The following is a 14,105-nucleotide window of genomic DNA, read 5'->3' as shown; positions in this document are numbered from 1 at the left end:
ATGAATTATTTTCAACTATTAAGCGAATTAGCTAAGAGATTGGATAATGAAGACATTCCGTATCAATTTGTGGAATCGACTTCCCTCTGGATACAGGGTGTAGAATTAGATCCTTTAAACGAGGTATTTCTTGAGGTACAATGGGATGTATTGGAAAAAATCTATGCTCTTTTCCCATATGAATCGATTTCAGAGCTGAAAAGGAATCAAGTTTTCGCTTCTTATCAAGCAAAATATAACGGATATACGTTATATTTCCAGTGTTTTTTTAATACAACCATTCGAACGAATCCATATCGTGTGGAAATTGTAAAGGATAACACTTCGTTTTGGTGTATCTCTTTCTATCACTATCTTTATAATGGTAATCATGCAGTGGAGACTAGACTAATAAGTGAGTTTCTGAAAAAACAACAGCAGGCAATGACGATTCACAATGAAGAAGCTTGGAACCAGCATAATTATGAAGCATTATTAAACCGACATGGAGACCCCGCTGTTGTGGCAGAAAAAGTAAAGCAAAATCCGAGCTGGAGACTGCATCCTTTTTATAAATACTTCAGCCATCTTTCAGGTAAGAAGGTAATGCATGTAATGGGGTCAAACGGAATTAAAGGTGTTGCACTATCTTTACTGGGAGCTCAAGTGACTATCGTTGATTTTTCCAAAGAAAATCAAGCGTTTGCCCGGGAAGTAGCAAGTGCGGCCAAAGTATCACTCGATTATATTGTTTCCGATATCTTATCGCTGCATATAGAAGAGCATAAGGAGAAATACGATTATGTTTTGATGGAACTTGGTGTATTACACTATTTTATTGACCTTTTTCCTTTAGCAGAAATAATCTCCAATTTGCTTCGGAAGGATGGTAAATTTATCTTGCATGAATTCCATCCAATATCTACAAAACTAATCACTTCTTCTGGAAAAAAACATAAAGTAACAGGTAATTATTTTGATCCTGCTCTTTTTAAGCGAGAAGTCGCATTTAGCAAGCATATGCCGCAAGAGATCAATGAAGGTACGGAAGAGGTTTTACAAAGAAAATGGACTTTAGGAGAATTGATTACGACTATAGGGCAGTCCGGAATGCTGATTGAGGTTCTTGAAGAAGAACCAAATCATAAAATTCATGATATTGGTTTGCCGAAGACATTTACATTAGTTGCTAGAAAGATATAGTATTCAGTTTATAAATTTAAACCTTTTAAATATAGTTTAGGTTTAGCAACAGCGTCTGCTCGTCTTACGGATATTGGTCACCAGAAATGGTGGCCATGTTTATTTTTCCTCCATTATGGATTTTGAAGCTTATTTGCAATTAGGCATAACCTAGCAAATAGCTGCATAAATTTTAATAGAAAACTAAAAAAGCGAAAAGCTAGCAGGTTTCTAGTAAAAGAAAATCAGGAGGATAGAAAATGAGGAAAAAAAAGTTGCAGTCTAATCCTATCATTAATCATGTCCATGAATACTCCTCAATTTATTGGTTTGTTATTGTCTTGTTTTTAATGGGTATCGTTTTCGGAGCAATTATTGTTAATAGCCTTTCTGCTACGCAAAAGGATGATTTATATTATTATTTAAATCAATTCTTTGGAGTAGTTTCGAATAATAAGGTTGCCGCTTCATCTGATTTATTTAGACTAAGCTTCCTTCATAATATAAAATTCTTGGGGTTTATGTGGCTACTAGGAATCTCTATCATTGGACTTCCTCTAATCCTTATCTTATTGTTTTTAAAAGGAGTCGTTGTAGGATTTTCCGTTGGCTTTTTAGTGAATCAAATGGGCTGGAGTGGATTTCTGCTTTCGTTTGTATCCGTATTACCGCAAAATCTTTTTATTATTCCCATGTTTATTTTTATCGCCGTCGTGTCGGTATGCTTTTCCTTTCAGCTAATACGTAAGATTTTTGTCAAACAAACATTAGCCTTTCCATTTTTTTCGCTTTTTTCAGGGTATGTAGTTTCGATGCTGATAGCGGTTGGTGCTATCGCGATAGCTGCAGGAATTGAAGCCTATATATCTCCGTCATTAATGAAATCGGTTGTTACCTATATTCAAAAATAATCATTATTATTTGATAAGAAGTATACTTTCCAAATGAGAATAATTTTATTTTGAAAAATGAACTCCTTCTGCTATAATTAGTGTGATAGTGGGCAAGGGAGGATCCTTTTAGATGGAAAGTCGTATCGAGAGAATAAAAAAGCAATTACACTCAGCAAGTTATAAGTTAACTCCGCAGCGCGAGGCAACCGTACGGGTATTGCTTGAAAATGAAGAAGACCATTTAAGTGCTGAAGATGTTTACCTCCTTGTAAAAGAAAAATCACCAGAAATTGGGTTAGCTACTGTTTATCGCACTTTAGAATTGCTTACAGAATTAAAAGTTGTCGATAAAATTAATTTTGGTGACGGAGTTTCTCGCTATGATTTACGCCAGGAAGGCGCAGCCCATTTTCATCATCACCTAGTATGTATTGAATGTGGTGCAGTGGATGAAATACAAGAAGATTTGCTTGAAGATGTTGAGGCAATTGTTGAAAAACGCTGGAATTTTAAAATTAAGGATCATCGTCTGACGTTTCATGGAATTTGTTGGCGATGCCATGATAAACTAGAAAATCAAGAAGGTGAGGCTGACTCTAAATAATAGAAGTCAGTCTTTTCTTTTATATTATTCATAGATAGAGGTATAAAATCCCTCAAGTCTGTCATAGCTTGTATTAAGTATATGAAAATGCTGAGGGAAGGACGAAATATACATGTCTGGAATAAGACTTTTTTTTAAAACACTAAAAGTATTTATCTTATTTACCGGGTGCACTTTACTTTTCTACTATGGTATTATGTGGGTAAATCAAGAATACGAAAATTATCATCGATATGACGAGCCAAAAGGGACAGCAATTAAAGTGGATTCTACTAATACGAAGGATTCTAGTTGGGTAGATCGACTGTTACTTTTTTATTTGGATGGGGAGTAATGCAAATGGAAGACCGATTGAAGGATTTTATCCACTTTATGGTGGTCGAAAAAGGATTATCGAAGAATACCATTATGTCCTATGAAAGGGATCTAAAAAGTTATTTATTATATATTCAAAAAGTAGAACAAATTACTTCTTTAAATGATATTACAAGGGTGCATATAGTTCATTTTCTGCATCATTTGAAGCAACAGGGGAAATCATCAAAAACATTAGCGCGGCATGTGGCTTCTGTACGATCCTTTCACCAATTTTTATTACGTGAAAAAGCTACAGAACAAGACCCATCTGTGCATATTGAATCTCCCCAAATTGAAAAAACACTTCCAAAGGTTTTAAATTTATCCGAAGTGGAGGCATTATTAGAGTCTCCTGATGAAGATACTCCCTTAGGAATACGTGATCGTGCAATGCTAGAACTGCTATATGCAACTGGTATTCGTGTAAGTGAATTAATTCAACTCAATTTGGATGATCTTCATCTGACAATGGGATTTATAAGATGTATAGGAAAGGGGAATAAAGAAAGAATTATTCCTATCGGGAAAACAGCAAGCAGTGTAATTGATAAATACATAAAGGATGGTCGTCCGAAGCTTAAGTCCAAGCATAATTCAACAGAAGCGTTATTTTTAAATCATCACGGTAAACGTTTAACCAGGCAAGGGTTTTGGAAAATCCTAAAGGGACTTGCCCAAAAGGCTAATATTGAAAAAGATTTAACACCGCATACATTAAGACATTCTTTTGCCACTCATTTATTAGAAAATGGTGCTGATTTACGTGCAGTGCAGGAAATGTTGGGGCATGCTGATATTTCTACTACTCAGATATATACCCATGTATCAAAAATTAGACTTAAGGATGTCTATTCCAAACATCACCCACGCGCATAATAAATTGATAGATAAGTAGCTTCTTTCAAAGAAGAAATTTGAATGATTACTGTATATAGGTCAGCGGATTTCTCCGTCTCCTTCCTACAAAAAAGTCAACATTAGTAAAATTACATTTCAAATTTCACTCATCGTACGCAGATGGGCAAGTCGCTTCCGCATTTATTTTTTTCCGCTAAATATATTAGCGGTTTTTCTTGTCTAATGGGTATTTAATTTGTAAAATGAAATAGAGAAGTCAGACCTCTTACAAGTAAAGCTGCAAGGTTATCGGCGGAAGTAGTGGGAATGATATCATTTAAAGAAAAATTAAAGCGCTTAAATTTTTGAAACGGAGGTTTTAAAATGTCTGATTATACATATAAAAGAATTCATTTAATTGTAATGGATTCTGTAGGAATTGGTGAAGCACCTGATGCAGAAAAATTTAATGACAAGGGTGCAGATACATTAGGCCATATTGCAGAGAAAATGAATGGTCTCCATATGCCGAATATGGGGAAATTAGGTCTATCGAATATTAGAGAGATACAAGGAATTAAGAAGGAAGAAAAACCATTGGCATATTATACTAAAATGCAGGAAGCTTCGAATGGTAAAGACACGATGACCGGGCATTGGGAAATTATGGGGTTGAATATTAAAACTCCATTTCAGGTATTTCCTGAAGGATTTCCTGCTGAATTAATTCATGAATTAGAGGAAAAAACAGGGAGAAAGGTAATCGGAAATAAACCTGCTAGTGGAACTGAAATATTAGTAGAGCTTGGCAAAGAACATATGGAGACAGGAGCTATTATTGTATATACATCCGCTGATTCTGTATTACAAATAGCTGCCCATGAAGATATTGTACCTTTGGATGAATTATATAAAATTTGTGAAATTGCAAGGGAATTAACCCTAGACGAAAAATATATGGTTGGTCGTGTAATAGCACGTCCGTTTGTAGGGGAGCCAGGTAATTTTACAAGAACACCTAATCGCCATGATTATGCATTAAAGCCTTTTGATCGTACCGTTATGAATGAATTAAAGGACAGTCATTTCGATGTTATTGCAATCGGGAAAATTTCTGATATATATGATGGGGAAGGGGTTACAGAAGCGATTAGAACAACTTCCAATATGGACGGAATGGATAAATTTATACAAACCTTTGACAAAGATTTTACAGGTTTAAGTTTTGTTAATCTTGTTGATTTTGATGCGATGTTTGGGCATCGCAGAGATCCGATTGGGTATGGAAAAGCTTTGGAGGAATTTGATGCAAGGCTGCCCGAGGTATTTGAAAAAATGACAGATGACGACTTATTAATTATTACGGCTGATCACGGGAATGACCCAATCCATCATGGTACAGACCATACGCGAGAATTCGTGCCATTAATTGTTTATTCCAAACGTTTTCAAGGTGGAAAGGAATTGCCTTTAAGAGAAACATTTGCAGATATTGGTGCAATGGTTGCTGACAACTTCCATGTTAAGATGCCGCAGTATGGAACCACGTTTTTAAAAGAATTAAAAAATTAGGGGGAAACCAAGTGGAGTATACTCAAATTGAAAGGGCCACACAATTTTTACAAAATAAATATACTGGAAAGCCAAAAATAGGATTAATTTTAGGGTCTGGATTAGGGGTTCTGGCAGATGAAATCAAAAATCCGATCAAAATTCCCTATAATGAGATTCCAGATTTTCCTGTTTCGACAGTTGCCGGACATGCTGGCCAGCTAGTGTTTGGTTCATTAAGTGAAAAAGAAGTCGTAGCCATGCAGGGGCGGTTTCATTATTATGAAGGTTATAGTTTGGATCAAGTTACTTTTCCAGTCCGTGTTATGAAACAGCTTGGGGTTGAAATTCTTATCGTAACTAATGCAGCAGGCGGTATAAATGAAAACTTCCAGCCCGGTGATTTAATGATTATATCCGACCATATTAATAACATGGGGTATAACCCGTTAATCGGTCAAAATGATGGCAGATTAGGACCGCGCTTCCCTGATATGTCCGAAGCTTATAACAAGGAATTACGAAGGACTGCTAAAGAAGTAGCTGACAAATTGCAGATATCCATCCAGGAAGGTGTATATGTAGGAAATACTGGTCCGACATATGAAACACCTGCAGAAGTGAAGATGCTTCGTAATCTGGGTGGAGATGCAGTAGGAATGTCTACTGTTCCAGAAGTAATTGTGGCACGTCATGCAGATCTTAAGGTTCTTGGTATTTCTTGTATTTCTAATATGGCAGCCGGTATCTTAGATCAGCCATTAACACATGATGAAGTAATAGAAACGACGAATAAAGTCCGATCTCAATTTTTGGCATATGTAAAAGAAGTCATAAAAACGATAAAGATGGGTGAAGAATGATGAGAATGGTTGATTTAATTGAGAAAAAACGTGATGGACAAGAATTATCGACGGATGAAATTAAATTTATTATAGAGGGATACACCAATAATACGATTCCAGATTATCAAATTAGTGCACTGACAATGGCTATTTTCTTCCAAGGGATGAATGAGCGGGAACGTGCCGACTTAACGATGGCAATGGTGCACTCTGGTGATACGATTGATCTGTCTGGAATTCAAGGCATTAAGGTAGATAAGCATTCAACAGGCGGAGTAGGGGATACTACGACTCTTGTATTGGGTCCGCTTGTAGCATCACTTGGTGTACCTGTCGCAAAGATGAGTGGACGCGGATTAGGTCATACTGGTGGAACTATAGATAAATTGGAATCGGTTTCTGGATTTCATGTTGAAATAGAAAATGATGAGTTTATTCGTTTAGTGAATGAAAATAAAATTGCTGTCATTGGTCAAAGTGGAAACCTTACACCAGCTGATAAGAAACTTTATGCGCTGCGCGATGTGACAGCAACGGTGGACAGCATTCCTTTAATCGCAAGTTCCATTATGAGTAAAAAAATTGCAGCAGGTGCAGATGCAATTTGTTTAGATGTTAAGACTGGTTCTGGAGCCTTTATGAAAACATTGGACGACGCCAGAGAGCTTGCTAAGGCTATGGTCAATATTGGAAATAATGTTGGAAGAAAAACAATGGCGATTATATCGGATATGAGTCAACCACTAGGTTTCGCCATCGGGAATGCGCTTGAGGTAAAAGAAGCAGTTGACACACTAAGAGGGCATGGGCCGGAAGATTTAACAGAATTATGCTTAACATTAGGCAGTTATATGGTTTATCTTGGAGGGAAAGCATCATCTACTGACGAAGCTAGAGAAAAACTAAAAGAAGTAATAGCGAACGGAAAGGCACTTGAAACCTTCAAGACATTCCTACAATCACAAGGTGGAGATGCATCGGTCGTAGATGATCCTTCTAAACTTCCACAGGCTGAATACCAAGTGGAATTACCATCTTTAGAGGATGGTTATATTTCTGAAATCGTTGCGGATGAGATTGGTACTGCCGCGATGATGCTAGGTGCAGGAAGAGCGACGAAAGAATCAGAAATTGATCTCGCAGTCGGCCTTGTATTACAGAAAAAAATAGGGGATCAAGTGAAAAAAGGAGAGTCACTTGTGACCATTTACTCCAATCAGGAAAATATAGATGAAGTAAAAGAAAAATTATATCAAAATATCAAAATTTCAAGCCAAAAAGTAGCAGCACCAAAATTAATTCAAGAAGAAATAACACTATAATTAAATTATGAGGGCTGGGACATAACTAGCTTCAAATAGTGAGAAAGGTGAATTTGAGTACTCTCAAATTCACCTTTCTTTATTTTTGTGTAAAAATTCTACTATTTCCTTATTTGTTAGCAGAGAATTTTCTTGCATTCACTGCGATTATCGCAAGACCCATTTCGCTTTTCACCTTAGATTTTCTTTATTTTTCAAAGGAAACGCTTGAATAAAAATGCTTAAATTGGAAAAAATGTGGTTATGCATATTGTGAATTTCCATCACACCTGGTAGTACCCTTGATGGTAATGAATACAATCATAAGTTAGTAATTTTTTAAACAACTAACAGGAAATTTTGGAGGGGTCTTTATGAAAAAGATAGGTAGTTTCATCCTTTGTTCTTTCATTATTTTTTCCAGTATAGGAATCGGTAATGGCCATTCCTATGCAGCAGAAAGCAAAACAGATTTAGCGCCGGAGGCAAAGTCGGCAATTTTAATTGAGAGAGATACAGGAACTATTTTATATGACAAGAATAGTCATGAAAAACTTGCGCCAGCATCCATGACGAAAATAATGACGATGCTTCTAATTATGAAGGCTATCGACAAAGGAACTCTTTCATGGAATGAAAAAGTTCGGACTAGTGAATATGCAGCATCCATGGGTGGTTCGCAAATTTTCCTTGAGCCAGGTGAGGAAATGACTGTAGAACAAATGCTAAAAGGAATTGCGATTGGATCTGCAAATGATGCAGCGGTTGCGATGGCTGAGAAAATTGCTGGAAGTGAAGATGCCTTTGTTGAAATGATGAATAAAGAAGCAAAAGCACTTGGATTAAAAAATACCCATTTTCAAAATACTACCGGTTTGCCTGTAAAAGACCATTACAGCTCTGCTTATGATATGGCAATGATGGCAAAGGAACTACTGAAATATGAAAAGATCACAAAATTTACCGGTACATATGAAGATTACTTACGAGAAAATACCGATAAAAAATTCTGGTTAGTCAATACCAATAAACTTGTTAAATTTTATCCAGGAGTAGATGGTTTGAAAACCGGCTTTACCAATGAAGCAAAATTCTGTTTAACAGCAACGGCAAAGAAAGACAACATGAGAGTTATTGCAGTGGTTTTTGGTGCTCCATCCACAAAAGTAAGAAATGCACAGGTTTCCAAAATGCTTGATTTTGCATTCTCTCAATATGCTACTCATCCATTATATAAAAGTGGTCAAACTCTGGGAAAAGTTAAAGTAAGTAAGGGTGAAGAAAAATTCGTCCACGCCGTCACGAGTGAACCGATATCGGTTTTAACGAAAAAAGGCGAAAAAATGGATAATCTCGTAAAAGAAAAGGCCTTTAAAAAGAATTTAAAAGCGCCAATTCATAAAGGGGATATTGTTGGGACATTAACCGTCCAAAAAGGTGGGAAAGTGATTGTTAAGTCTAATTTAGTTGCAAAGGAAAATGTGAAGAGTGCCGGATGGTGGAAGCTCTTTAAACGTTCCTTCGGTTTATTTACAAAAAGTTAAAAAACATTCTCCAATCTTCTTAAATCGTATAAACGTCGAACATTCGCAAATTTTAGCGACTTGCTTCTAGTTTTGTCAACAAGAAGGAAAACGAAGGGAAAATATCGAATTGACTCACTATAACAGAATTAAGGAGGCTGTGTGAAAAAGTGAGTCTTACAATTGATTTAGAAGTGAAGCAAGATGTATTGTGTATACGATTAAAAGGAGAATTAGATCACCATACAGCGGAAACACTTCGCAGTGAAGTAACAAATGCTATTGAGAAATATGATATTCAGCATCTTGTATTAAATTTAGAGCATTTAACTTTTATGGACAGTTCCGGCTTAGGGGTAATCCTTGGCAGATATAAACAAGTAAAACAAAAAAATGGTGAAATGGTTGTTTGCGCAATCTCTCCTGCAGTCAAACGGTTATTTGAAATGTCCGGTTTGTTTAAAATTATTCGTTTGGATGAATCTGAACAATATGCACTGCAAAGATTGGGGGTTGCGTAGCAATGAGAAATGAAATGCAATTGCAGTTTTATGCACTAAGCCAGAATGAATCCTTTGCCAGAGTAACTGTAGCTGCTTTTATAGCGCAGTTAGATCCAACCTTGGACGAACTTACTGAAATTAAGACGGTAGTATCTGAGGCCGTAACGAATGCGATTATCCATGGATATGAGGGTGATCCGTCAGGCATTGTCTATATTAATGTAGCAATCGAGGACGGCTATATTGACTTAACAATTCGGGATGAAGGAGTCGGGATTTCAGATATTGAAGAAGCACGTCAGCCCCTTTTTACAACAAAACCTGAAATGGAAAGGTCAGGAATGGGCTTTACAATTATGGAAAACTTCATGGACAATATTGAGATTGAATCACAACCAGGATTAGGCACCATTGTTCGTTTAAAAAAGCATTTGGCTTTAAAAAATGCCTTATGTAATTAAGGAGTCGTGCCAATGGATGTGGAGGTAAAGAAGGAGAATAAACAGACTTTTTTAAAGGATCAAGAAGTAAAGGATTTGATCCATAAAAGCCAAGAAGGAGATCAGGAAGCACGTAATCAAATTGTGGAAAAAAACATGCGGCTTGTATGGTCGGTAGTTCAACGCTTCTTAAATCGAGGCTATGAACCGGATGATTTATTTCAAATAGGATGTATTGGTCTATTAAAATCGGTAGACAAATTTGATTTATCCTATGATGTAAAGTTTTCGACCTATGCAGTTCCGATGATCATTGGAGAAATTCAACGTTTTATACGTGACGACGGGACTGTAAAGGTAAGCAGATCCTTAAAAGAAATTGGTAACCGCATTCGAAAAGCGAAGGACGAGTTGTCGAAAACCAATGGCAGAATTCCAACTGTTAATGAAATTGCTCTTCATTTGGATATTCCGGTTGAAGACGTTATCATGGCACAGGAAGCAAGCCGAGCGCCATCTTCAATACATGAAACAGTATATGAAAATGATGGAGATCCGATTACATTATTAGACCAGATTGCTGATCAAAATGATCAAAAATGGTTTGATAAAATAGCGTTAAAAGAGGCTATAAGAGGTCTTGATGACCGCGAACGGCTGATTGTTTATTTAAGATATTATAAAGATCAAACTCAATCGGAGGTTGCGGAAAGACTTGGAATATCTCAAGTCCAAGTATCGAGACTGGAGAAGAAAATACTGGAACAAATGAAGGACCGTATGGAATTATAATTCCTGCGGTTTTTTGTTACACCATTTTAACGATGAATGATTGTATTGTACTTTCCACATACTACAGTATACAGAAATAAAAATAGCAGGGGATGAAATAAAATGGAAGATTCCATTTACATACGAATGAGAAATAAAGTGGAGGTAAATCAAAATAGCAAAATTACTTTAAGTGATATTGCCCAAATCATTGCGCCTGAGAAATATTTGCATCAACTAAAACAGCTCTTTATTTATCAAGTAACAAAAGAGGATAAAAATACAGTAGTAATAGATGTGATGAAAATTATTGATGCCCTTACTCAGAAATGGAGTGGGTTGGATATTCAACTAATTGGTCCCTCGCAGACCATTGTAGAGGTAATTTACAAAAAACGAAAAGTCTCCTTCCCCTTTTTTATTTTAATTTGGCTGCTGCTTTTCATTGGTTCTGCCCTTGCTATCATGAACTTTCACGAAGATGTAAGTATGCAAGAAGTTCATCAAAAAATCTATAAAATGATTACAGGAGAGTACGTTAGCAAACCATTAATTTTACAAATTCCATATTCCATCGGTCTTGGACTTGGGATGATCATTTTTTTTAACCATATTTTCAAGAAACGTTTTAATGAAGAACCTAGTCCGTTAGAAGTAGAGATTTTTAACTACCAGCAAGATTTAGATCAATATGTGATTGTAAATGAAAATAAGGAAGCAATTAGGCATTTAGATGATCATTAATACTATTATATTGGTTTTTATTGGATTTGCTGGTGGCTTAATAGTTGGGTGTGGCTTTGTTGCCTTTTTAACGGTACTAGGCATTGTCCCTAGACTGACTCAATTAACAAAAACACATCAAAAAATTTATCAGTACGAATGGTCCATTGTATTAGGAACTATCTTTGGAAATTGGGTTAGCTTACAAGATACTACCTTTTATCTTTCACCTATATTTCTAATCCCGATTGGTTTATTTTGTGGAGTGTTTGTAGGGATGTTAGCTGCTGCATTAACGGAGGTAGTAAATGTTATTCCCATTTTAACCAAACGTATTGGTGTAGATGGGCATTTAATTGTTGCTCTAATGGCAATTGTTTTTGGAAAGGTTTGTGGATCATTGTTTCATTGGTTTTACTTCGTCGACCGTTAATTTGACCTGAAAGGAATTTTTTGCATGAATATGAAGCGTCAGGTGATATTAATTACAGATGGTGATGAATATGCAAAACATGCAATAGAGCTGGTTGCAAGAGAAGTTGGAGGCAGATGCATTTCGCAATCAGCGGGAAATCCGTCCCAGCTTAGTGGCGAAGAGATTGTAAAAATGATTAAAAGTGCACATAGTGACCCTGTGTTTGTGATGTTTGATGATAGTGGCTATGTAGGAGAGGGCAGGGGGGAACAAGCTTTAATGTATGTTGCAAACCATAAGGATATTGAGGTGTTAGGTATACTGGCTGTTTCATCAAATACTCATCATAGAGAATGGTCAAAAGTAGATGTGAGCATTGATCGAAACGGGACTTTAACGCCATACGGTGTTGATAAGTTCGGAGAACCAGATCTGGAGCTGCAAAGAATTAATGGCGATACGGTATACTGTCTGGATCAATTAAATGTTCCCATCATTGTCGGGATAGGGGATATCGGCAAGATGGGAAAAATAGATCACTATGCGAATGGCTCCCCAGTTACGATGGAAGCAGTCAAATTAATTCTAGAGAGGAGTGGTTTTAATGACCGAATCAGATTTAACAAAGGAACCAATTCCGAAGAGTCTTGAGGATCTGGAGGACTTTTATAAGAAAAGGGTAGGTTTAGGTACTAGCTTTGATTTAGGAGTCAGAAAGATTACCGTCCTCAAAAAGAATATTCATTTTTATTATGTGAATGGATTAGCAGACACGAGTTTTATTATTGAAATACTAGAGTATTTAGTAACATTAAATGATACAGAACGACTTTCTTCAAAAGTATATGATCTTGTAAAAAATAGGATTGTACATCAGCAGGTACAAATAGTCAAAACAATAGATGAAATGGTTATTCAAGTTTTATCAGGCTTAATCGGTATCGTGGTTGAGGGTTCCGGAGAAGCAATTATTGTGGATGTAAGAAGCTATCCAGGACGTCAACCGCAAGAACCCGATACAGAAAAAGTAGTTCGAGGTTCACGCGATGGGTACGTTGAAAATATCATCATTAATACAGCCTTGACAAGACGCCGAATTCGTGATGAAAGGCTGCGATTTGAAATGATGAAAATTGGAGAGCGATCAAAAACAGATGTTTCCATTGCGTATATTGAAGGTGTTGCAAATGCTGATCTCGTAGAAACGATTAGGAAAGAACTAAAAACGATTGATGTCGATGGAATCACAATGGCAGACAAGACGGTAGAGGAATTTTTATTAAAACAAAGATATAATCCTTATCCTCTAGTAAGGTATACAGAAAGAGCGGATGTTGGATCGGTCCATCTTTTAGAAGGTCATGTATTGATATTTATTGACACTTCGCCAAGTGTAATGATAACACCTGCCACCTTTTTTCATCATTCTCAGCATGCGGAAGAATATAGAAATGCTCCTGCGGTAGGGACCTTTATTCGCTGGGTACGTTATTTAGGTATACTTACATCGATATTTTTATTGCCATTATGGTTTTTATTTGTAGTTGAGCCATCATTACTTCCTGATAAATTAGAATTTATTGGACCAAACAAACATACCCATATTCCAATCCTTATTCAAATTCTGTTAGCGGATATGGGAATTGAATTTCTTAGAATAGCAGCTATCCATACTCCAACGCCACTAGCCACTGCTATGGGCTTAATTGCTGCAGTTTTAATTGGGCAAATTGCAGTTGAAGTTGGGTTATTTACAGCAGAGGTTATTTTATATGTATCCGTTGCGGCAATTGGTACATTTGCAACACCTAGTTATGAGTTAAGTGTGGCCAATAAAATGGTACGAGTTTTTCTATTGTTGGCCGTAGCATTGTTTAAAGTTCCGGGTTTTGTAATTGGCAGCACCATATTTTTATTGTTTTTGACACAAATTAAAACATTAAATGCTCCTTATTTGTGGCCATTCATTCCATTTAACCCACAAGCATTTACACAAATAATAATTAGACGTACCGTTCCTGGCTCGGCTGTTCGTCCAAGCATCGTACAGCCGAGAGATCGATTTAGGCAGCCGCCTAATTCTTAAAAAACTTGGAAAATCTTTTCGCATAAATAATATCTTTTTACCATTGTTTTACTATCTATAAAAGCTTTTTTGGGTTAAACAGCATGCCCACTTAT

At 36.4% G+C, this 14,105-nt stretch carries 16 protein-coding genes; all 16 read left to right on the top strand.

The window, feature by feature from the left end; all coding sequences use genetic code 11:
* The 16 genes from CWO92_RS25930 (at position 1) to CWO92_RS06205 (ending at position 14,010) form a co-directional block, all read left to right on the top strand.
* Entirely contained in the window at positions 1 to 1,182 is a 1,182-nt protein-coding gene (locus tag CWO92_RS25930; protein WP_233270120.1) for a class I SAM-dependent methyltransferase, read from the top strand.
* Between the two features lie 239 nt (positions 1,183 to 1,421).
* Positions 1,422 to 2,072 carry a stage II sporulation protein M gene (gene spoIIM / locus CWO92_RS06275; protein ID WP_101353345.1) on the top strand — a complete coding sequence of 217 codons (651 nt, stop codon included), beginning with the start codon at positions 1,422 to 1,424 and terminating at the stop codon, positions 2,070 to 2,072.
* A 112-nt stretch (positions 2,073 to 2,184) separates the two neighbouring features.
* Positions 2,185 to 2,658 carry a ferric iron uptake transcriptional regulator gene (gene fur, locus CWO92_RS06270; protein ID WP_101353344.1) on the top strand — a complete coding sequence of 158 codons (474 nt, stop codon included), beginning with the start codon at positions 2,185 to 2,187 and terminating at the stop codon, positions 2,656 to 2,658.
* A 112-nt stretch (positions 2,659 to 2,770) separates the two neighbouring features.
* The gene (locus CWO92_RS06265) at positions 2,771 to 2,992 is read left to right on the top strand and encodes a YqzK family protein (protein WP_101353343.1); all 222 of its coding nucleotides are present in this window, start codon (positions 2,771 to 2,773) and stop codon (positions 2,990 to 2,992) included.
* Positions 2,993 to 2,997: 5 nt separating this feature from the next.
* A complete protein-coding gene (xerD, locus tag CWO92_RS06260) occupies positions 2,998 to 3,891 on the top strand; it encodes a site-specific tyrosine recombinase XerD (protein ID WP_101353515.1) in 894 nt (297 codons plus the stop codon).
* A 345-nt stretch (positions 3,892 to 4,236) separates the two neighbouring features.
* Positions 4,237 to 5,424 carry a phosphopentomutase gene (gene deoB, locus CWO92_RS06255; protein ID WP_101353342.1) on the top strand — a complete coding sequence of 396 codons (1,188 nt, stop codon included), beginning with the start codon at positions 4,237 to 4,239 and terminating at the stop codon, positions 5,422 to 5,424.
* An 11-nt stretch (positions 5,425 to 5,435) separates the two neighbouring features.
* Entirely contained in the window at positions 5,436 to 6,266 is an 831-nt protein-coding gene (locus CWO92_RS06250) for a purine-nucleoside phosphorylase (protein ID WP_101353341.1), read from the top strand.
* Complete coding sequence (locus CWO92_RS06245) at positions 6,266 to 7,570, top strand: pyrimidine-nucleoside phosphorylase (protein ID WP_101353340.1); 1,305 nt, start codon at positions 6,266 to 6,268, stop codon at positions 7,568 to 7,570. The genes CWO92_RS06250 and CWO92_RS06245 overlap by 1 nt, the downstream gene beginning before the upstream one ends.
* 353 nt (positions 7,571 to 7,923) lie before the next feature.
* The gene (locus CWO92_RS06240; protein WP_101353339.1) at positions 7,924 to 9,093 is read left to right on the top strand and encodes a D-alanyl-D-alanine carboxypeptidase family protein; all 1,170 of its coding nucleotides are present in this window, start codon (positions 7,924 to 7,926) and stop codon (positions 9,091 to 9,093) included.
* A 149-nt stretch (positions 9,094 to 9,242) separates the two neighbouring features.
* A complete protein-coding gene (spoIIAA, locus tag CWO92_RS06235) occupies positions 9,243 to 9,593 on the top strand; it encodes an anti-sigma F factor antagonist (RefSeq protein WP_101353338.1) in 351 nt (116 codons plus the stop codon).
* Positions 9,594 to 9,595: 2 nt separating this feature from the next.
* Complete coding sequence (spoIIAB, locus tag CWO92_RS06230; protein WP_101353337.1) at positions 9,596 to 10,036, top strand: anti-sigma F factor; 441 nt, start codon at positions 9,596 to 9,598, stop codon at positions 10,034 to 10,036.
* Positions 10,037 to 10,048: 12 nt separating this feature from the next.
* Positions 10,049 to 10,807, top strand: coding sequence for an RNA polymerase sporulation sigma factor SigF (gene sigF, locus CWO92_RS06225; RefSeq protein WP_101353336.1), 759 nt, complete (start codon positions 10,049 to 10,051; stop codon positions 10,805 to 10,807).
* Positions 10,808 to 10,909: 102 nt separating this feature from the next.
* Complete coding sequence (locus CWO92_RS06220) at positions 10,910 to 11,530, top strand: stage V sporulation protein AA (RefSeq protein ID WP_101353335.1); 621 nt, start codon at positions 10,910 to 10,912, stop codon at positions 11,528 to 11,530.
* Positions 11,520 to 11,942 (top strand): stage V sporulation protein AB, encoded by a 423-nt coding sequence (locus tag CWO92_RS06215; protein ID WP_101353334.1) that lies wholly within the window; start codon positions 11,520 to 11,522, stop codon positions 11,940 to 11,942. The genes CWO92_RS06220 and CWO92_RS06215 overlap by 11 nt, the downstream gene beginning before the upstream one ends.
* Before the next feature lie 30 nt (positions 11,943 to 11,972).
* Entirely contained in the window at positions 11,973 to 12,575 is a 603-nt protein-coding gene (gene spoVAEA / locus CWO92_RS06210) for a stage V sporulation protein SpoVABEA (RefSeq protein WP_101353514.1), read from the top strand.
* A complete protein-coding gene (locus CWO92_RS06205) occupies positions 12,529 to 14,010 on the top strand; it encodes a spore germination protein (protein ID WP_101353333.1) in 1,482 nt (493 codons plus the stop codon). Before spoVAEA ends, CWO92_RS06205 begins: the two co-directional genes overlap by 47 nt.
* Positions 14,011 to 14,105 lie beyond the last annotated feature (95 nt).

The organism is Heyndrickxia camelliae, assembly GCF_002844575.1.
Classification (GTDB): Bacteria; Bacillota; Bacilli; order Bacillales; family Bacillaceae_C; genus Margalitia; species Margalitia camelliae.
This window is presented reverse-complemented; position numbering and strand designations above follow the sequence as displayed.

Bases quoted from the DNA above. Each gene is read 5' to 3' on its own strand.
- xerD (WP_101353515.1), top strand. From the start codon at position 2,998: ATGGAAGACCGATTGAAGGATTTTATCCACTTTATGGTGGTCGAAAAA.
- CWO92_RS06245 (WP_101353340.1), top strand. From the start codon at position 6,266: ATGAGAATGGTTGATTTAATTGAGAAAAAACGTGATGGACAAGAATTA.
- CWO92_RS06265 (WP_101353343.1), top strand. From the start codon at position 2,771: ATGTCTGGAATAAGACTTTTTTTTAAAACACTAAAAGTATTTATCTTA.
- CWO92_RS06215 (WP_101353334.1), top strand. From the start codon at position 11,520: ATGATCATTAATACTATTATATTGGTTTTTATTGGATTTGCTGGTGGC.
- CWO92_RS06220 (WP_101353335.1), top strand. From the start codon at position 10,910: ATGGAAGATTCCATTTACATACGAATGAGAAATAAAGTGGAGGTAAAT.
- CWO92_RS06240 (WP_101353339.1), top strand. From the start codon at position 7,924: ATGAAAAAGATAGGTAGTTTCATCCTTTGTTCTTTCATTATTTTTTCC.
- spoVAEA (WP_101353514.1), top strand. From the start codon at position 11,973: ATGAAGCGTCAGGTGATATTAATTACAGATGGTGATGAATATGCAAAA.
- CWO92_RS06205 (WP_101353333.1), top strand. From the start codon at position 12,529: ATGACCGAATCAGATTTAACAAAGGAACCAATTCCGAAGAGTCTTGAG.
- deoB (WP_101353342.1), top strand. From the start codon at position 4,237: ATGTCTGATTATACATATAAAAGAATTCATTTAATTGTAATGGATTCT.
- spoIIAB (WP_101353337.1), top strand. From the start codon at position 9,596: ATGAGAAATGAAATGCAATTGCAGTTTTATGCACTAAGCCAGAATGAA.
- fur (WP_101353344.1), top strand. From the start codon at position 2,185: ATGGAAAGTCGTATCGAGAGAATAAAAAAGCAATTACACTCAGCAAGT.
- spoIIM (WP_101353345.1), top strand. From the start codon at position 1,422: ATGAGGAAAAAAAAGTTGCAGTCTAATCCTATCATTAATCATGTCCAT.
- sigF (WP_101353336.1), top strand. From the start codon at position 10,049: ATGGATGTGGAGGTAAAGAAGGAGAATAAACAGACTTTTTTAAAGGAT.
- CWO92_RS25930 (WP_233270120.1), top strand. From the start codon at position 1: ATGAATTATTTTCAACTATTAAGCGAATTAGCTAAGAGATTGGATAAT.